Consider the following 18,618-nt stretch of genomic DNA (forward strand, 5'->3'; position numbering starts at 1 on the left):
GAAACAGGAGAAAAGAATGCAACTAGAAAATAAAAATATCTTTATTACAGGTTCGAGTCGTGGAATTGGTCTTGCCATCGCCCACAAGTTTGCTCAAGCAGGAGCCAATATTGTTTTAAACAGTCGTGGTGCAATTTCAGAAGAATTGCTCGCTGAGTTTTCAAACTATGGTGTCAAGGTGGTTCCCATTTCAGGAGATATATCAGATTTTGCAGACGCTAAACGTATGGTTGATCAAGCTATTGCAGAGCTGGGTTCAGTAGATGTGTTGGTTAACAATGCAGGAATTACCCAAGATACCCTTATGCTCAAGATGACAGAAGCGGATTTTGAAAAAGTGCTTAAAGTGAATCTGACTGGTGCCTTTAACATGACACAATCAGTCTTGAAACCGATGATGAAAGCCAGAGAAGGTGCTATCATTAATATGTCTAGTGTTGTTGGTTTGATGGGAAATATCGGTCAAGCCAACTACGCCGCATCCAAAGCTGGTTTGATTGGATTTACTAAATCAGTAGCACGTGAGGTTGCCAATCGCAATGTACGTGTCAATGCTATTGCGCCAGGGATGATTGAATCGGATATGACCGCAGTCTTGACAGATAAAGTAAAGGATGCCATGTTGGCACAAATTCCGATGAAACAATTTGGCCAAGCTGAGCAGGTTGCTGATGTGACAGCCTTTCTGGCTAGTCAAGATTATCTAACAGGACAAGTCATTGCAATTGATGGTGGACTAACTATGCAATAAGAGTTAAAATAGAGGTAGAAGAATGAAACTGAATCGAGTAGTAGTGACAGGTTATGGAGTGACATCTCCAATCGGAAATACACCAGAAGAATTTTGGAATAGTTTGACAACTGGAAAAATCGGAATTGCTGAAATCACCAAGTTTGATCATAGTGAATTTGCGGTGCATAATGCGGCAGAAATCCAGGATTTTCCTTTTGACAAATATTTTGTAAAAAAAGATACCAACCGTTTTGATGCTTATTCTTTATATGCACTATATGCAGCACAAGAAGCAGTGAACAATGCTAATCTTGATGTAGAGACTCTTGATAGAGACCGCTTTGGTGTCATCGTTGCTTCAGGTATCGGTGGAATCAAGGAAATCGAAGATCAAGTGCTTCGACTTCATGATAAGGGACCAAAACGTGTAAAACCATTGACACTTCCAAAAGCTTTACCAAATATGGCATCAGGAAATGTTGCTATGCGTTTTGGAGCAAACGGTGTTTGTAAATCTATCAATACTGCTTGTGCTTCTTCAAATGATGCAATTGGGGATGCCTTTCGTTCCATCAAGTTTGGTTACCAAGATGTTATGCTAGTTGGTGGTTCTGAGGCTTCTATCACTCCATTTGCCATTGCAGGTTTCCAAGCCTTGACAGCTCTTTCAACAACAGAGGATCCAAGTCGTGCCTCTATTCCATTTGACAAAGACCGTAATGGATTTGTCATGGGTGAAGGATCAGGTATGTTGGTTCTTGAAAGTTTAGAGCATGCTGAAAAACGGGGAGCAACTATCCTAGCTGAAGTTGTTGGTTACGGAAATACTTGTGATGCCTACCATATGACTTCACCACATCCAGAAGGTCAAGGAGCTATTAAGGCCATCAAATTAGCCTTGGAAGAAGCTGAGATTTCTCCAGACCAAGTAGCCTATGTCAATGCTCATGGAACCTCGACTCCTGCCAATGAAAAAGGAGAAAGTGGTGCCATTGTATCTGTTCTAGGTAAGGATGTTCCAGTTTCTTCAACCAAATCCTTCACAGGTCATTTGCTGGGAGCAGCAGGGGCTGTTGAAGCCATTGCTACTATTGAAGCTATTCGTCATAGCTATGTTCCAATGACAGCCGGAACAACAGAATTATCAGACTATATTGAAGCAAACGTTATCTATGGACAGGGATTGAAGTGTGGAATTCCATATGCTATCTCAAATACCTTTGGATTTGGTGGGCATAATGCAGTCCTTGTTTTCAAACGTTGGGAGAATAAGTAAAGATGAATTTAAATGAAATCAAAGACTTGATGGCGCAGTTTGACCAGTCGAGCTTGAGAGAATTTTCTTATAAAAATGGAACGGATGAGTTGCTCTTCAGCAAAAATGAAGCAAAACTTGTTGCAGAAGCAAGTCAAGCACCTCAAGCTCAAACTACACCAGTTGTAGAAGTAGTTTCAGAATCAAGTGCTAGTGAATCTGTAGCTGAGGGGGACCTTGTAGAAAGTCCACTTGTCGGAGTTGCTTACTTGGCTGCCGGACCAGACAAATCTAATTTTGTTTCAGTCGGTGATACTGTTAAAAAAGGCCAAACCTTGGTCATCATCGAAGCCATGAAGATCATGAATGAAATTCCAGCACCTAAAGATGGTGTTGTAACAGAAATTCTAGTTGAAAATGAAGAAATGGTTGAGTTTGGGAAAGGCTTGGTACGTATCAAATGATTGATATTCAAGGAATTAAAGAAGCTTTGCCACACCGTTATCCCATGCTCTTAGTGGATCGTGTCTTAGAAGTTAGCGAAGATACCATTGTTGCCATTAAAAATGTGACGATTAACGAACCTTTCTTCAATGGTCATTTTCCTCAATACCCAGTTATGCCTGGAGTCCTCATTATGGAAGCCTTGGCTCAGACAGCAGGTGTTTTGGAATTATCAAAGCCTGAGAACAAAGGGAAGCTGGTCTTCTACGCTGGTATGGACAAAGTTAAATTTAAAAAGCAAGTTGTTCCTGGTGATCAGCTTGTCATGACAGCAACGTTTGTCAAACGTCGTGGCACAATTGCCGTAGTAGAAGCGAAGGCAGAAGTAGATGGTAAGCTTGCAGCAAGCGGTACTCTGACCTTTGCTATTGGAAACTAGGGAGGTTTTCCATGTTTCGTAAGATTTTAATTGCCAATCGTGGTGAAATCGCTGTTCGTATTATTCGTGCGGCACGAGAATTAGGAATTGCAACAGTCGCTGTCTATTCGACTGCTGACAAGGAAGCTCTCCACACGCTTTTGGCTGATGAGGCTATCTGTATCGGCCCTGGGAAGGCTACAGAATCTTATCTGAACATCAATGCTATCCTATCAGCTGCGGTATTGACTGAAGCTGAAGCCATTCACCCTGGATTTGGTTTTTTAAGTGAAAATTCCAAATTTGCAACCATGTGTGAAGAAGTCGGTATTAAATTTATCGGCCCGTCAGCTCGTGTCATGGATGTTATGGGTGATAAAATTAATGCCCGTGCTCAAATGATTAAGGCCAACGTGCCTGTCATTCCAGGATCAGATGGTGAAGTTCATACTGCAGAAGAGGCTCTGGCTGTTGCCGAAAAGATTGGTTATCCAGTCATGCTCAAGGCTTCAGCTGGAGGTGGTGGTAAAGGGATTCGTAAGGTTGAAAAGGCAGAAGATCTTGTATTAGCCTTTGAAACAGCCTCTAGTGAAGCTAAAGCAAACTTTGGTAACGGGGCTATGTACCTAGAGCACGTGATTTATCCTGCTCGCCATATTGAAGTGCAGATTCTTGCTGACCAGATGGGTCATGTTATTCACCTAGGTGAGCGTGACTGTTCGCTTCAACGGAATAACCAAAAAGTTTTAGAAGAAAGTCCTTCCATTGCTATTGGGAAAACACTTCGTAATGAAATTGGTGCTGCAGCAGTCCGTGCAGCGGAGTCTGTTGGTTATGAAAATGCTGGTACTATTGAGTTCCTACTAGATGAAGCAAGTGGTAAATTCTATTTTATGGAGATGAATACGCGTGTCCAAGTAGAACATCCAGTAACCGAATTTGTTTCTGGTGTGGATATTGTCAAGGAACAAATCCGTATTGCGGCAGGTCAACCTTTGACTCTGAAACAAGAAGACATTGTTCTAAAAGGACATGCTATTGAGTGCCGTATCAACGCAGAAAACCCAGCCTTTAATTTTGCACCAAGTCCTGGTAAGATTACCAATCTTTATCTCCCAAGTGGTGGTGTTGGCTTGCGCGTAGATTCTGCAGTTTATCCAGGTTACACTATTCCACCCTACTATGATAGTATGATTGCTAAGATTATCGTTCATGGGGAAAATCGTTTTGATGCACTTATGAAAATGCAACGAGCTCTTTATGAACTCGAAATTGAAGGGGTTGTCACCAATGCTGATTTTCAACTCGATTTGATTTCAGATCGTCGTGTGATAGCAGGAGACTACGATACTTCCTTCTTGATGGAAACTTTCTTACCACACTATCAAGAAAAAGAATAATGTAAAAAGACTATGAGACCGAAAAGGGGGATGTATGGCTCTATTTAGTAAAAAAGATAAATATATTCGAATCAATCCCAATCGTTCGACTGTAAATCAACCTCAGATCAAGCCAGAGGTTCCCGATGAACTCTTCTCCCAATGTCCAGGTTGCAAATATACGATTTACCAAAAGGACTTGGGGAGTGAGCGGATATGTCCTCACTGTGGTTATACCTTCCGTATATCGGCTCAAGAGCGTTTAGCTTTAACCATTGATATGGGTACGTTTTTGGAAATGTTTAAAGGGATTGAGACTCAGGATCCTTTGAATTTTCCAGGCTATCGTAAAAAGTTGACTTTGATGCGTGAAAAGACAGGTCTTGATGAGGCTGTTGTAACAGGAACAGCTTTGATTAAGGGAGAGAAGGTTGCCCTTGGCATCATGGATTCTAACTTTATTATGGCGTCAATGGGGACAGTTGTTGGTGAAAAAATTACTCGCTTATTCGAATTTGCCACAGATGAGAAATTGCCAGTCGTCTTGTTTACGGCTTCTGGTGGTGCCCGTATGCAAGAAGGAATCATGAGCTTGATGCAGATGGCTAAAATCTCTGCAGCTGTTAAACGCCATTCCAATGCAGGTCTCTTTTATCTGACAATCCTTACGGATCCAACAACTGGAGGTGTTACAGCTTCCTTTGCTATGGAAGGGGATATCATCTTGGCAGAACCCCAAAGTCTGGTTGGTTTTGCTGGACGCCGTGTGATTGAAAATACGGTAAGGGAAGACTTACCAGAGGATTTCCAGAAGGCAGAGTTTCTTCTAGAGCATGGCTTTGTAGATGCAATTGTAAAACGGCGAGAATTGCCAGATATGATTGCTCGATTAGTAAGGTTGCATAAGGGGGATTGTTGATGAATATAGCGAAAATCGTCAGAGAAGCACGTGAACAAACCCGCTTAACTGCCTTGGACTTTGCAACAGGAATTTTTGATGACTTTGTAGAGCTACATGGAGATCGCTCTTTCAGAGATGATGGTGCTGTGGTTGGTGGTGTCGGATGGTTGGGAGACCAAGCAGTAACTGTAGTTGGAATCCAAAAAGGTAAAAGTTTACAAGATAATCTTAACCGCAACTTTGGTCAACCCCATCCAGAAGGTTATCGCAAAGCCCTTCGTTTGATGAAGCAAGCTGAAAAATTTGGCCGGCCAGTTGTAACTTTTATCAACACTGCGGGAGCCTATCCTGGTGTAGGAGCAGAAGAACGGGGTCAAGGTGAAGCTATTGCCCGTAACCTCTTTGAAATGAGTGATTTAAAAGTTCCCATCATTGCGATTATTATCGGTGAAGGTGGATCTGGTGGTGCCCTTGCCCTTGCTGTAGCAGACCGTGTTTGGATGCTTGAAAATTCCATCTATGCCGTACTGAGTCCTGAAGGATTTGCTTCTATCTTATGGAAAGATGGAACTCGTGCCATGGAAGCAGCTGAGTTGATGAAAATCACCTCGTATGAGTTGTTGGATATGCAAGTTGTAGATAAGGTCATTTCTGAAGTTGGTCTTTCAAGCAAAGATTTAATCAAGCAAGTGAAGGAACAACTCCAAGCAGAACTTGATGAACTTGGTAAACTTCCGCTAGATCAACTCATTGAAGAACGTTATCAACGCTTTAGAAAGTATTAAAAAGAAAGCTAGAACTAAAAACGGTTCTAGCTTTTTGGTTTCTCTCAAAAATTCATTTCAGGATTAATAATTGATAGTTGAGGAAATGGAACTGAGGGGCGTTTAAAAAAGATGTATATTTTATAATAAGGAATGATAATCTATAAGTGCTACAGAGAATAGATTAATACTCAATGAAAATCAAAGAGCAAACTAGGAAGCTAGCCGAAGGCTGTACTTGAGTACGGCAAGGTGAAGCTGACGTGGTTTGAATTTGATTTTCGAAGAGTATAAGTTTTTATAGATTTTATGCTGTGCTAGGTCAGTATATAACTGATAAACTGAATAGGGAGTTGTTAATTTTTCCCTCCATCAAGGTAATTTTAATTTTTTTAAGGAATGAGTATGAAAAAACTTTGGCATTTGGGAGTCTATATCTTACTGGTATTTCTATCGGTTTATCTACCAGAGTTAGGGATTATGCATCTAACTAAGTTTTTAGAATGGGGGATAGATGGCTATTATAGCATTTCAGCAGTTGGGGAAGTAACTCTTTTAGTTATGTTTGTTTGCTGGTTGAAAAAGAAAAAGATGCTCTATATTTTCGAAAAAAAGGGTTCAAAGAAGTCAAGATTCTTTTTCCTTGTAGCTGGTCTAGTGGCTACTTATTTTTATCGTCAATTAGTGGATGCTTTTCAATTACAGTTTCATCACTTAATTGATAACAAGTATATCTTTCAAGACCTTCTTTCGACTTTATACTCCAATGGGCAACCAACTTTTCTATCAACTGTTCTCAGTTTTAGTTTAATAGTAGTCGTCGCACCTATATTGGAGGAGATAGTTCTGAGAGGAATACCTTCTTTTCAAATTCCAAGTATTATCTGGATGTTATCTTATCAGCTCTTATCTTTGGGCTCAGTCACTTGGTATTATCGCATCGTGATCCTATCAGTTTGATGTTTTATAGTTTAGGCGGTCTCTTCTATGCCCTGATCTACCGTTGGACAAAGAATCTAAAGCTCACAATCCTTTGCCATAGTTTTTTCAACTTTCTCATTTATGCCAAGCCCATCTGGATATTTGTTTATAATTATGTCTATTACCACTTTTTTAGATAGTGGAAGGCAAAGAAAAAAGTGTTTGATCGGAGTCAAACACTTTTTCTATATTATTTAATCTTCTTCTGTCACAAATTGACTGAGGAGTCCATTGATGAAACGGGCTGACTTTTGATCTGAAAAGCTCTTAGCAAGTTCAATAGCTTCGTTAACAGCCACGAGCTGAGGAGTATCAAATGAAGTGATTTCAAAAACTCCTAGGCGTAGTAAATTCTTTTCTACCAAAGTCAGACGATCGATGGTCCAACCAGTTTTCAAATGTTGAGTGATTTGTTTGTCCAGATCATCCTTCTTAGCTTGGACACCAGAAACGAGCTCTACAAGGAAGTTAGGAAGTTGTACGTCTGTATCTTCGCGATCATGTGTGTAGGCAAAGCGACAAGCAGTTTCTAGATCTGAACCATATTCAAGACTCATCAAGGCTTGGAAAGCACACTTACGTAGTTCACGTCTAGATTCTAATAATGGACTAGTCATTGAGGAAGTCCTCGTCGAATAAGTCTTTCAATTCTGGTTTTGGTGTTTTATCTGGAACGATACCTGAAACGTGAATGTTGACAGCAGAGATTTCAACATCAGCCATGTTACGGACAGCATCCTTAACAGCTTTCTGGATAGCCATAGCAACCTTAGGAACTTTGACACCGTACTCTAGGTAGAGGTAGATATCAGCTGTGAGCTCATCGTTTGCTTCTTTTAGATATACGCCACGACCAAGAGAAAGTTTTGAAAGGGTGTCAGATACTGATTTGTTTGAAAAAGAGTGTACGCCTTCAACTTTCGCAGTTGCAATAGCAATGATTTTTTCTAGTACACGTGGGGCGATGACGATTTCGCCAAGTTGTTCTTCAATTCCCATAGAATGACCTCTTTCTAGTTTCTAGAGATTAGGCGCGAGAAACGTAAGTTCCTTCTGCAGTGTTGATAATCAATTTTTGACCTGCTTCGATGAAATCTGGAACGTTCACGACAAGACCAGTTTCCATTGTTGCTGGTTTACCAGAACCTGTAACAGTAGCACCTTTGATAGATGGTTGTGTTTCAGCAACTGTCAATTCAACAGTAGTTGGTACAGTTACACCGATTACTTCAGTTCCGTAGAATTGAATTTTTACATCTGAGTTTTCAAGGATGTAAAGCAATTCGTTTTCAACATTTACAACAGGAATTTCGTATTGGTCGTAAGTTTCTGTGTTCATGAAGTAAGCTGTGTCGTCCATTTTGTACAAGTATTGAGCTGGAACTGTTTCGATGATCGCTTGCTCAAATTTTTCTTCTGGGCGGTAGCTTGTTTCAAAAGTTGAACCAGTGCGGACATCACGCAATTTCATACGCATGATAGTGTTTCCTTTACCTGGTTTGTGGTGGCTAGCTTCCAAAACGCGGATCAATTTTCCTTCAGCTGTTTCAAAAGTCATACCAGCCTTTAGTTTACTTGCTTCAATCATATTTTTACCTCTTTAATAAATATTATTACTCTTCATTCTACCATAAAATGGTCTGAAAATAAAGCCAAAATGGTTTTGAAAGATACCAGAAGGGTAACATTAACCTTCTGGCTGCTTTCCTTCCGCTTAATCTTCTTTCAACTTAGCCAATTCTTGGGCAAGTAGTTTAAGGGCGACTTGTGGGTTGGCTTGACCCTTGGTTGCTTTCATGAGGAATCCTGTGAAGGCCTTGTCGGCGTTACGTTTTCCTGACTTGAAGTCGGCAACAGCGGCTTCATTATCCGCAAAGACTTGATGAATAATTGGAATCAAAACATCAGGATCTGAGATTTGAACTAAACCAGCTTTTTCCACGTATTCACGAGCGCCACCACCATTTTTAGCTAGGTGAACAAAGACTTTCTTGGCAATCTTAGACGAAATAGTACCGTCTTCGATAATGGCAATCATTTCAACCAAGTTTTCTGGTGTCAATTCGATTTGTTCCAGTGTCTTACCTTCGGCGTTCAAGAATTGAGCGACTTCACCTTGGAGCCAGTTAGAAACTTGTTTAGTATCACCACCGAGGGCAACAGCTTTCTCAAAGAAGTCAGAAGTAACTTTATTAGCTGTCAACTGGCTAGCATCGTAGTCTGACAAGCCGAGGTCAGAGACATAGCGTGCACGGCGCTCTTTTGGAAACTCTGGTAACTCCGTACGCATTTCTTCAATCCACTCGTCAGAAATTTCAAAGAGTGGTAGGTCTGGTTCTGGGAAGTAGCGGTAGTCTGCAGCACCTTCTTTGACACGCATGAGGATGGTTGCTTTATTCGCTTCATCGTAACGGCGTGTTTCTTGGCGAATTTGACCGCCTGAGCGAAGGATTTCAGCCTGGCGTTGGACTTCGTATTCAAGACCCTTGCGAACGTTTGAGAAGGAGTTGAGGTTTTTCAACTCAGTCTTGGTACCGAATTTTTCTTGACCGTAAGGACGAAGGGAGATGTTGGCATCCACACGCATAGACCCTTCTTCCATCTTAACGTCAGAAATACCAGCGTACTGGATAACTTCCTTGAGGGCAGTTAGGTAAGCATAGGCTTCTTCTGGCGAACGCATGTCGGCTTCAGATACAATCTCAATCAAGGGCACCCCTTGGCGGTTGAGGTCTACATAAGAGTAGCCATCAGTACCGTGGGTGTTTTTACCAGCGTCTTCTTCTAGGTGGGCACGCTCGATACCGATTTTCTTAGTTGTACCGTCTTCTAGCTCCACTTCAATCCAACCGTTGTAGCCGATTGGTTCATCAAACTGAGAAATTTGGTAGGCTTTGGGATTATCAGGGTAGAAGTAGTTCTTGCGGTCAAAGTGCATCTTCTTGTGGATGTCCATGTTAAGGGCAAGAGCCGCTTTAATACCAGCATCGACAACACCTTTATTGAGAACTGGCAGTACTCCTGGGAAAGACCAGTCAATCACGTTAGTGTTGGCATTTTGGTCATTTCCAAAGTGGGCAGAAGTAGGTGAGAAGATTTTTGAATTGGTGTTGAGCTCTACGTGGACTTCAAGTCCGATGACTGTTTCAAAGTTCATTAGTTGTCACCTCCAAAAATCACGGGTTGTTGTTTGTGGTAGTCTGTTGTTGCTTCAAAAGCAGCAGCAGCTTGGTAAATGGTTTCTTCTGAGTATTTAGGACCAATCAATTGTAGACCGACAGGTAGTCCTTGAGAGAATCCAGCAGGAATCGAAATTCCTGGGAGACCAGCCAAGTTGACTGGGATGGTCAAGAGGTCAGCCAAGTACATAGCAACTGGATCATGGTTGAGAGAATCCAAGTCATAAGCAACGCTTGGAGCAGTTGGACCTAAAATCAAGTCGTAATCCGCGAAGACTTTTTCGAAATCTTGGATGATGAGGGTACGGACCTGACCAGCCTTCTTATAGTAGGCATCGTAGTAACCTGATGAAAGGCTGAAAGTACCTAGCATGATGCGGCGTTTCACTTCTTCACCGAAACCTTGACTACGGCTGTTTACATAGATTTCATCAAGGTTGCTTGCATCCTCTGCGCGGTAGCCGTAACGAATACCGTCAAAACGTTGCAAGTTTGATGAAGCTTCTGATGAAGCGATGATGTAGTAAACGGCAACACCGTATTTTGAGTGAGGAAGGCTAACTTCTTCAACGATAGCACCCAGTTTTTCAAAGTGTTTAGCAGCATTAAGGATGGTTTCTTTAACCTCTGGATCAATTCCTTCACCGAGGTATTCTTTAGGCAAAGCGATTTTCATGCCCTTGATGTCTTGACCGATTTTTGAAGTAAAGTCGGCAATACGGACAGGAGCAGAAGTAGAGTCTTTGGCATCTTCGCTGGCAATAGCGTTGAGCAAGAGGGCATTTTCCTTAACAGTTGGTGCGAAAGGTCCAATCTGGTCTAATGAGCTACCAAAGGCAATGAGACCGAAACGAGAAACTGTTCCGTAGGTTGGTTTGAGACCAACAATCCCGTTGAAGGCAGCAGGTTGGCGGATGGAACCACCAGTATCAGAACCAAGTGACAAGCGAACTTGCCCTGAAGCTACAGCTGCAGCAGAACCACTAGATGATCCACCAGGAACCTTGTTGTGGTCCCAGGCATTTTTAGTTGCACCGTAGTAAGATGTTTCACCAGAACCACCCATGGCAAACTCGTCCATGTTGGTTTTCCCAACAACGATCATGCCCTTAGATTTTGCATTGGCAACAGCTGTCGCATCAAAGATTGGTTCGTAGTTGTAGAGCATTTTTGAAGCTGCAGTTGTTAGGATGCCATCTGTAGAGATGTTATCCTTAACTGCTAGCGGAATTCCTGAAAGGACATTGTCAGCGTCAATTCCAGTTTCGTCAATAGCTTTAGCTTGAGCAAGAGCTTGATCTTCAGCGATAGTGACAAAGGCATTAATAGCCGCTTCACGCGCCTTGATATCTTCAAGCGTTGCTTGCGTTAGTTCGGTTGCAGAAATTTCCTTGGATACAAGGAGGTTGTGCAACTCTTCAATCGTTTTATTGTTAAAAGTCATTAGGCATCTCCTCCATCGTCTAGGATAGCTGGTACCTTGATATAGTAATTGTCTTTTTCAGGTACATTTTTAAATAAGCGATCACGGTCAGTTCCTTCTTCGGCTACGTCTGGGCGAAGAACGGTCTTGCGATCTGCCATGGTAGTCGTTGGTTCAACACCAGTAGTGTCAACTTCGCCCAGCAATTCGACCATATCAACAATCTTAGACAAGGTTGTCGCAAAGGCAGCAGTTTCTTCTTCTGAGAATTTTAATTTTGAAAGATTGGCAACGTGTGTTACCTCTTCTTGCGTAATTTTCATCTTGCATCCTTTCGTGAAATGATGATTATTTATCTGTTCTATTTTACCATATTTTCCTATAAATAAGGGAGGGATAAGTGAAAAGAAATAGAAATTGAAAAAAATGCTAAAATCCGATATAATGGAGTGTTGAAAGGAATGGTAAAATCCAATGTAGAAATCATTCTTAGTTATTGAAACAACTAAAAATAGAGAATCAAAGAAAGAGAACTTATGAATATTCAAGAAGAAATTAAGAAACGCCGTACCTTTGCCATCATCTCTCACCCGGACGCGGGGAAAACAACCATTACTGAGCAGTTGCTCTACTTTGGGGGCGAGATTCGTGAGGCTGGTACTGTAAAAGGAAAGAAAACAGGGACTTTTGCCAAGTCTGACTGGATGGATATCGAGAAACAACGTGGGATTTCGGTAACCTCATCTGTCATGCAGTTTGACTATGATGGCAAGCGCGTCAACATTCTAGATACTCCAGGGCACGAGGACTTCTCAGAGGATACCTATCGTACCTTGATGGCGGTGGATGCTGCGGTCATGGTAGTGGACTCTGCCAAGGGTATCGAGGCCCAAACCAAGAAATTGTTTGAGGTTGTTAAACACCGTGGCATTCCAGTCTTTACCTTTATGAACAAGCTGGACCGTGACGGTCGTGAACCACTAGATCTCTTGCAAGAATTGGAAGAAGTCTTGGGCATAGCTAGCTACCCGATGAACTGGCCAATCGGGATGGGGAAAGCCTTTGAAGGTTTGTATGACCTTTATAACCAACGTTTAGAGCTCTATAAAGGGGATGAACGCTTTGCTAGTCTGGAAGATGGGGACAAGCTATTTGCTAGCAACCCATTCTACGAGCAAGTCAAGGATGACATCGAGCTCTTGCAAGAAGCTGGAAATGAATTCTCAGAAGAAGCCATCCTTGCGGGTGAATTAACACCAGTATTCTTTGGTTCAGCCCTCACTAACTTTGGGGTGCAGACCTTCCTTGAGACCTTCCTTAAGTTTGCTCCAGAACCACATGGACACAAGAAAACAGATGGCGAAATTGTGGATCCTTATGACAAGGATTTCTCAGGATTTGTCTTTAAAATCCAAGCCAACATGGACCCTCGTCACCGTGACCGTATTGCCTTTGTTCGAATCGTATCGGGTGAATTCGAGCGTGGTATGAGTGTTAATCTCCCTCGTACTGGTAAGGGAGCTAAGCTGTCAAATGTTACTCAGTTTATGGCGGAAAGTCGTGAAAATGTGACCAATGCCGTGGCAGGTGATATTATCGGAGTTTACGATACTGGTACTTATCAGGTGGGAGATACTTTGACAGTTGGGAAAAACAAATTTGAATTTGAACCACTGCCAACCTTTACTCCTGAGATTTTCATGAAAGTTTCTGCTAAGAACGTCATGAAACAAAAATCTTTCCACAAGGGGATTGAGCAATTGGTGCAAGAGGGAGCTATTCAGCTTTATAAGAATTACCAAACAGGCGAGTACATGCTAGGAGCTGTTGGTCAACTCCAGTTTGAAGTCTTTAAGCACCGTATGGAAGGCGAGTACAATGCTGAAGTAGTCATGAGCCCAATGGGTAAAAAGACTGTTCGTTGGATCAAGCCTGAGGACTTGGATGAACGGATGTCATCAAGCCGAAATATCTTGGCCAAAGACCGTTTTGACCAGCCAGTCTTCCTCTTTGAGAATGACTTTGCCCTCCGCTGGTTTGCGGACAAGTATCCAGATGTAGAGTTGGAGGAGAAGATGTAACTCAGTACCAACAATTGGAACTAAAGTTCCTAATTGTTGGACGCTAGTCGCTATTTGGCGAACTAGCTAACTGCCTTACTAACTGAGTTTTACAAATGGAATCGATTTGTAAAACTCAGTGTCGTAATCTAATAATCGGTAACTGCTATTGCTGTTTACCTAAACGCTTCATTAGGAAAAATCCGCGAATGGTTTTGATTCGTGGATTTTCCCGTCGTAAGGGGTAGTAAGTGGTCTAGCTACCTGCCTTACTAACTACGTTTGGCAAATAGAATCGATTTGCCAAACTCCGTGTCGTAATCTAATAAATGGTAACCGCTATGGCAGTTCACCTAAACGCTTCACTAGGCAAAGTCCACGAATAGTTTCGATTCGTGGACTTTTTCGTCGTAATAGTTAGAAAGCAGTCTAGCTACCTGCTTTACTAACTCATCGGCGAAAAATAATCGTTTTCGCCTCTTCGTGTCGTAACATTTAGGAAGTGTTATAGCTAACTGCCTCACTAACTACGTTTGGCAAATGGAATCGATTTGCTAAACTCTGTGTCGTAATCCAATAATCGGTAACTGCTATTGCTGTTTACCTAAACGCTTCATTAGGAAAAATCCGCGAATGGTATCGATTCGTGGACTTTTTCGTCGTAATAGTTAGAAAGCAGTCTAGCTACCTGCTTTACTAACTCATCGGCGAAAAATAATCGTTTTCGCCTCTTCGTGTCGTAACAGAAAGGAAGCGGTCTAGCTGCCTGCCTTTCTAACTGCGTTTGGCAAATAGAATTGATTTGTAAAACTGTGTGTCCTAATGAAAAAAGAGTGCCTGAGTTGGTAACTTACCTTAAAACTATTACAAAAAGCCAAGAAGATATTTTTCTTGGCTTTTCTTGTAGCTTGCTATTCAAAATTTTCCTAATTTTCCTAAAACTCCGCCCCAATATGGGGCGGAGTTTAGGAGGTCTTTTAGGTCGCTAATCGGTAAACAGCTTCAGCATAGATATCCATAGCATGATAGAGATCATCTAAGATAGCATATTCATTTGCTTGGTGTTCTGTTTGCTCTCTTCCTGGGAAGAGGGCACCAAAAGCGACACAGTTTGGCATGGTACGTGCAAAGGTTGCGCCGCCAGATGATAGAGCGGGACTATTGTCACCAGTTTTTTCTTCATAAACCTGCATGAGTGTAGTGACGAGCATACTATCTCTTGCAACGTAAAGTGGTGCTAGGTAGTCAAATTCTTGGTAGCTAAGTTGGTAAGATTTTGCACAATCTATCAGCTGATTGACAAGGGCATCCTTGTCTGCAAGGACTGGGATTCGGATATCAATTCGAATCTCAGAACTTTCGGGAGTAATGGTTAAGGCGGCCACATTAAAGGATAAATGTCCAGAAGGCTGGTCGCTGATATCACCAAAAATTCCTTTTCCTTGACCATCTTGATCAACTTCTTTGGCAAGAAATGTCAGTGCAGGATGGGATTGAATGGAATCAAGGACGGTGGCTAGTCGAATGACTGCATTAATCCCCTGGCTGGCATCCTTGGCATGCTTAGATAGTCCTATAACAGTAAGGGACTGATCATTTTGTTGGTAATCGTAACCAGCAGCTATTAGACCTTCTTGGAGTTGTTCCATAAGTAATCCTTGATAAGTTGCCTTATCAGGTACGATATTAAAGGCTCCACCTATATCTAAGGCGAGTTGTTCTGATCCAGGTCCATGAAGTTTGACTTGAAGGAGCCCTTTTTCTGCATAGGTTAATGGGAATGATGAGTCAGGAGCAAATCCCATGCTGGCCTGTTCTTCAATGGCATTATATCTTGCCATACAACGCCAAAGGGTTTCTTCATCAGTACCAAATATGAAACGAACCCGTTTTTTGAATTGAATTCCTTGGTCAAGCAAGCTTTTGACTGCGTAAAGGGCTGCAAGAGAAGGTCCTTTATCATCCTGAGAACCCCGACCATAAACCCGTCCATCTCTGATACTAGCTTCAAATGGAGGAGTTTCCCAGTCTGTCAAATCGCCTGCAGGAACGACATCTAGGTGGCAGAGGATGGCAAGGAGATTCCCCTCACCAACTTCTGCATACCCATAATATCCTTGAGGATCAAGGTAGGTTTTAAAACCAAGTTCTTGACACAAGTCCAGAGTTTTTTTCAGGACATCTTGAATGGCTTGACCAAAGGGAGTGCCATTTTCGCCTTCATTGAGAACAGAAGGATAAGAGATGATTGTTTTCAAACTTTGAAGAAAATCCTCTTTGATTGATTCTGTAATATAGGATTTCATCCGTATTTCCCCTTTTGACTATAAGAATGGCACTAGGGTACCCAAGATAAGAAGTAGAATACTTGCAACGACAATGACGATGACGAGTTTTCCAACAAATTTCCACCAAGTTCCAAGGCTGACACGACCAAGAGCAAGAGCACCCATAACAATACCTGAAGTAGGAGTCACAAGGTTAAGAACACCAGATGCAGATTGGTAGGCAGTGACGATAAGGCTTGCTTTAACATTGACGAACTCTCCAAGAGGAGCCATGATCCCCATGGTTGCACTAGCAAGACCAGATGAAGAAGGAATGAGGAAGGACATAGGTAGGTAGAAGATATAGGTCAATACGATAAAGACTTGAGGAGAAAGACCTTGAAGGCCAATTTCACCCCAGTGTAGGATGGTTGCAGTAATCATACCATCGTTCATGATAACTTGGATACCACGAGCAACCGCACAAATCAAGGCTACTGAAAGCAAATCTGCAGCACCAGTTAGGAAGGTTGAGACAATCTTGCTTTCTTTGAGACCATAGACAACCCCGATCAAAATCCCCATAACGGCAAAGAGCATAGCGCCTTCTGGGAAGTACCAGCTACCAAATGGTAGAGCAGATGAACCGATAACTCCTCCAATTACAGGAAGTCCGATTAACCAATTCTTGAAGTCTTCAAATACAGTAACATGCAAATCAACCCAAGGGATGAAACTTGCAATCATAATGATAAAGGTTAATACAAATAAAGCGAGAACATGTTTTTGTTTCTTGCTCAAGGTAGATGGTGCATCATCGTTTTCTGAAACATTAAAGTGTTTGATATCTTCTTCGCGTTGAGCGTAAACGAGCGATTTAGTAGGATCTTTTTGAATCTTTTCTGCATAACGATAAACAAAGTAAGTGCTGATACCTGTCATTACAAACCAGAAGATAACACGGAGAATAACCCCATCCATAGAAGAGATTCCCGCAGTATCAGAAGCGATAACAGTAGCAAATGGATTCAATGTAGATGCCAAACAACCAACTTGAGAACCTAGTAAGATGATGGCTACAGCAGTGATACTGTCAAAACCAACTGCCATCATTACAGGAATAAGAAGGGGGTAGAAGGCCATGGTTTCTTCTCCCATACCATAGGTAGTTCCTCCAAGTGCGAAGAGGGGCATGAGGATGAGAATCAACATTTTTTCGCGGCCCTTGTATTTTTTAACGATGGAGGCAATCCCTACATCGAGTGTACCAGTAGCGTTTACGACACCAAGGAAACCTCCGACCATAAGGATAAAGAAGGCAACATCGATGGCTGCACTAGTTGGTTCGTGACCGAGCATGGCACGAATTGGTGCCATGAGGACATCGTAAATCCCTTGAGGATTTGAGTCAACAGTTTGATAGGTACCTGCGATGAGGTTACCTGCTTCATTGGTATCATACTTACCTGCTGGAATGATCCAGGTTAAAAATGCCATAATGGCAATGATGATGATCAAAACAGTGTATGATGAGGGCATTTGAAACCTTTTTTTATTTTCACTCATTTGTTTTTCCTCCTAAACTATGTCACACAGTATAAAAACGAATGATGGTGGCAAGAGTGCTGACTAAACTTTCTTGTAAAGTATCACTAAGATGCTAATCTTTAACGATGATTGTTCCGCTATCAGATTCAATCAAGGCTCCCAAGTTGCTGAGGGAAGTGATGACGGCTTTTCCTGCTGGACGATTGGTTACAAAATCAATGGCAGCTTGGATTTTTGGTAGCATACTACCAGGAGCAAATTGCCCCTCTTGGATATATTCTTGGACTTGGCTAACAGTTACCTGCTCCAATTTTTCTTGATTTGGTTTGTTATAGTTGACATAAGCATAATCTACGCCAGTCAAAACGATGAAGAGATCGGCTTCAACCAGTTCGGCCAAGCGTTGAGATGCAAAGTCCTTATCGATAACGGCTTCTACCCCTGATAGGTAACCGTTTTCATTTTCGATTACAGGAATACCTCCACCGCCTGCAGCGATAACAACTTGACCTGCGTTTAGCAATGCTCGGATACTATCGATTTCTTTGATGTGAATAGGTTTTGGAGAAGCCACTACCTTACGCCAGCCACGTCCTGCATCTTCTTTAAAGTTAGCCCCAGTTTTTTCGCTTTCTGCTTTAGCCTCTTCTTCTGAGTAGAATGGACCAATGGGTTTACTTGGATTGAGAAAGGCAGGATCATTCTTGTCCACGACAACTTGTGTGACAACAGAAACAACAGTTTTATCAAGATGAATATCCTGTAAAGCATTTTCCAGAGCATTCTGGAGCCAAAAACCGATGCTACCCTCAGTCATAGCAACAAGTGAATCAAGAGGAAAGGCAGGATTTTTTTCGGAATTGGCTGCTAGGTGTTGGAGGAGAAGGTTACCAACTTGCGGTCCATTGCCATGGGTGATAATCAATTCATCACCATTTTGGATGAGTTTTACCAGATGGCGTGCTGTTTCTGCCAGAGCAGCTTCTTGAGCTTGAGCAGATGGATCTGTGGAAAGAATGGCATTTCCTCCAAGAGCGACAACGATTTTACGATGAGACATGAGCGCTCCTTTCTTTTGGATGAACAAAAGCCAATTTTGGTTAAAGGCTTGGATTTGAAAGTTGAGAAGAAAGATTTTGTAGGGACGAGTTGAGTTGGAATTTCGAAATGCGAATAACTGGAAGGTAGTTACTTGTTATGAGGTTTTTGCTTGAATGGTGACTAGTGGTGAATTCCAACTGAGAGCTCGTAACTATTACAAAAAGG

17 protein-coding genes and 1 pseudogene are annotated in these 18,618 nt (G+C 42.0%); 9 read left to right on the forward strand and 9 right to left on the reverse strand.

From position 1 onward, the window contains the following. The first annotated feature begins 16 nt into the window (after window positions 1–16). The 8 genes and pseudogenes from fabG (at window position 17) to QM867_RS06010 (ending at window position 7,015) form a co-directional block, all read left to right on the forward strand. Window positions 17–751, forward strand: coding sequence for a 3-oxoacyl-[acyl-carrier-protein] reductase (gene fabG, locus QM867_RS05975; protein ID WP_414315350.1), 735 nt, complete (start codon window positions 17–19; stop codon window positions 749–751). Between the two features lie 22 nt (window positions 752–773). Continuing rightward, on the forward strand, window positions 774–2,009 hold the full coding sequence (gene fabF, locus QM867_RS05980) for a beta-ketoacyl-ACP synthase II (protein WP_414315351.1): 1,236 nt from the start codon (window positions 774–776) through the stop codon (window positions 2,007–2,009). A gap of 2 nt (window positions 2,010–2,011) precedes the next feature. Beyond that, window positions 2,012–2,452: an acetyl-CoA carboxylase biotin carboxyl carrier protein gene (accB, locus tag QM867_RS05985; RefSeq protein WP_414315352.1), complete on the forward strand. Its 441-nt coding sequence runs from the start codon at window positions 2,012–2,014 to the stop codon at window positions 2,450–2,452. After that, window positions 2,449–2,871 carry a 3-hydroxyacyl-ACP dehydratase FabZ gene (fabZ, locus tag QM867_RS05990; protein ID WP_000565515.1) on the forward strand — a complete coding sequence of 141 codons (423 nt, stop codon included), beginning with the start codon at window positions 2,449–2,451 and terminating at the stop codon, window positions 2,869–2,871. Before accB ends, fabZ begins: the two co-directional genes overlap by 4 nt. An 11-nt stretch (window positions 2,872–2,882) precedes the next feature. Then, a complete protein-coding gene (gene accC / locus QM867_RS05995) occupies window positions 2,883–4,250 on the forward strand; it encodes an acetyl-CoA carboxylase biotin carboxylase subunit (RefSeq protein WP_414315353.1) in 1,368 nt (455 codons plus the stop codon). A 34-nt stretch (window positions 4,251–4,284) separates the two neighbouring features. After that, a complete protein-coding gene (gene accD, locus QM867_RS06000) occupies window positions 4,285–5,148 on the forward strand; it encodes an acetyl-CoA carboxylase, carboxyltransferase subunit beta (RefSeq protein WP_414315354.1) in 864 nt (287 codons plus the stop codon). Beyond that, window positions 5,148–5,915, forward strand: coding sequence for an acetyl-CoA carboxylase carboxyl transferase subunit alpha (locus QM867_RS06005; protein WP_414315355.1), 768 nt, complete (start codon window positions 5,148–5,150; stop codon window positions 5,913–5,915). Before accD ends, QM867_RS06005 begins: the two co-directional genes overlap by 1 nt. Window positions 5,916–6,299: 384 nt before the next feature. Further along, window positions 6,300–7,015, forward strand: a pseudogene (locus QM867_RS06010) (lysostaphin resistance A-like protein). A gap of 54 nt (window positions 7,016–7,069) precedes the next feature. Here the strand turns inward: QM867_RS06010 and nusB are convergent. The 6 genes from nusB to gatC all read right to left on the reverse strand — a co-directional run bounded on the left by nusB (window position 7,070) and on the right by gatC (window position 11,800). Then, window positions 7,070–7,492: a transcription antitermination factor NusB gene (nusB, locus tag QM867_RS06015; protein WP_000203647.1), complete on the reverse strand. Its 423-nt coding sequence runs from the start codon at window positions 7,490–7,492 to the stop codon at window positions 7,070–7,072. Continuing rightward, the gene (locus tag QM867_RS06020; protein WP_000510582.1) at window positions 7,485–7,874 is read right to left on the reverse strand and encodes an Asp23/Gls24 family envelope stress response protein; all 390 of its coding nucleotides are present in this window, start codon (window positions 7,872–7,874) and stop codon (window positions 7,485–7,487) included. The genes nusB and QM867_RS06020 overlap by 8 nt, the downstream gene beginning before the upstream one ends. A gap of 28 nt (window positions 7,875–7,902) precedes the next feature. Further along, window positions 7,903–8,463 carry an elongation factor P gene (gene efp, locus QM867_RS06025; RefSeq protein ID WP_000568646.1) on the reverse strand — a complete coding sequence of 187 codons (561 nt, stop codon included), beginning with the start codon at window positions 8,461–8,463 and terminating at the stop codon, window positions 7,903–7,905. Window positions 8,464–8,589: 126 nt separating this feature from the next. Further along, on the reverse strand, window positions 8,590–10,032 hold the full coding sequence (gene gatB, locus QM867_RS06030) for an Asp-tRNA(Asn)/Glu-tRNA(Gln) amidotransferase subunit GatB (protein WP_153225076.1): 1,443 nt from the start codon (window positions 10,030–10,032) through the stop codon (window positions 8,590–8,592). After that, on the reverse strand, window positions 10,032–11,498 hold the full coding sequence (gatA, locus tag QM867_RS06035) for an Asp-tRNA(Asn)/Glu-tRNA(Gln) amidotransferase subunit GatA (RefSeq protein ID WP_153225075.1): 1,467 nt from the start codon (window positions 11,496–11,498) through the stop codon (window positions 10,032–10,034). Before gatA ends, gatB begins: the two co-directional genes overlap by 1 nt. Further along, entirely contained in the window at window positions 11,498–11,800 is a 303-nt protein-coding gene (gatC, locus tag QM867_RS06040; RefSeq protein WP_311518865.1) for an Asp-tRNA(Asn)/Glu-tRNA(Gln) amidotransferase subunit GatC, read from the reverse strand. The genes gatA and gatC overlap by 1 nt, the downstream gene beginning before the upstream one ends. Before the next feature lie 213 nt (window positions 11,801–12,013). On the opposite strand from gatC, the gene QM867_RS06045 reads away from it, so the two are divergent. After that, window positions 12,014–13,558: a peptide chain release factor 3 gene (locus QM867_RS06045; protein WP_153225074.1), complete on the forward strand. Its 1,545-nt coding sequence runs from the start codon at window positions 12,014–12,016 to the stop codon at window positions 13,556–13,558. Between the two features lie 956 nt (window positions 13,559–14,514). On the opposite strand, the gene QM867_RS06050 is transcribed toward QM867_RS06045, so the two are convergent. The 3 genes from QM867_RS06050 to arcC all read right to left on the reverse strand — a co-directional run bounded on the left by QM867_RS06050 (window position 14,515) and on the right by arcC (window position 18,412). After that, window positions 14,515–15,843 carry a dipeptidase gene (locus tag QM867_RS06050; RefSeq protein WP_414315356.1) on the reverse strand — a complete coding sequence of 443 codons (1,329 nt, stop codon included), beginning with the start codon at window positions 15,841–15,843 and terminating at the stop codon, window positions 14,515–14,517. Between the two features lie 18 nt (window positions 15,844–15,861). Next, window positions 15,862–17,370 (reverse strand): YfcC family protein, encoded by a 1,509-nt coding sequence (locus QM867_RS06055; RefSeq protein WP_414315357.1) that lies wholly within the window; start codon window positions 17,368–17,370, stop codon window positions 15,862–15,864. A 94-nt stretch (window positions 17,371–17,464) separates the two neighbouring features. Further along, complete coding sequence (arcC, locus tag QM867_RS06060; protein WP_414315358.1) at window positions 17,465–18,412, reverse strand: carbamate kinase; 948 nt, start codon at window positions 18,410–18,412, stop codon at window positions 17,465–17,467. Between the last annotated feature and the right edge of the window lie 206 nt (window positions 18,413–18,618).

The sequence above is a fragment of the Streptococcus infantis genome (assembly GCF_047463635.1).
GTDB lineage: Bacteria > Bacillota > Bacilli > Lactobacillales > Streptococcaceae > Streptococcus > Streptococcus infantis_W.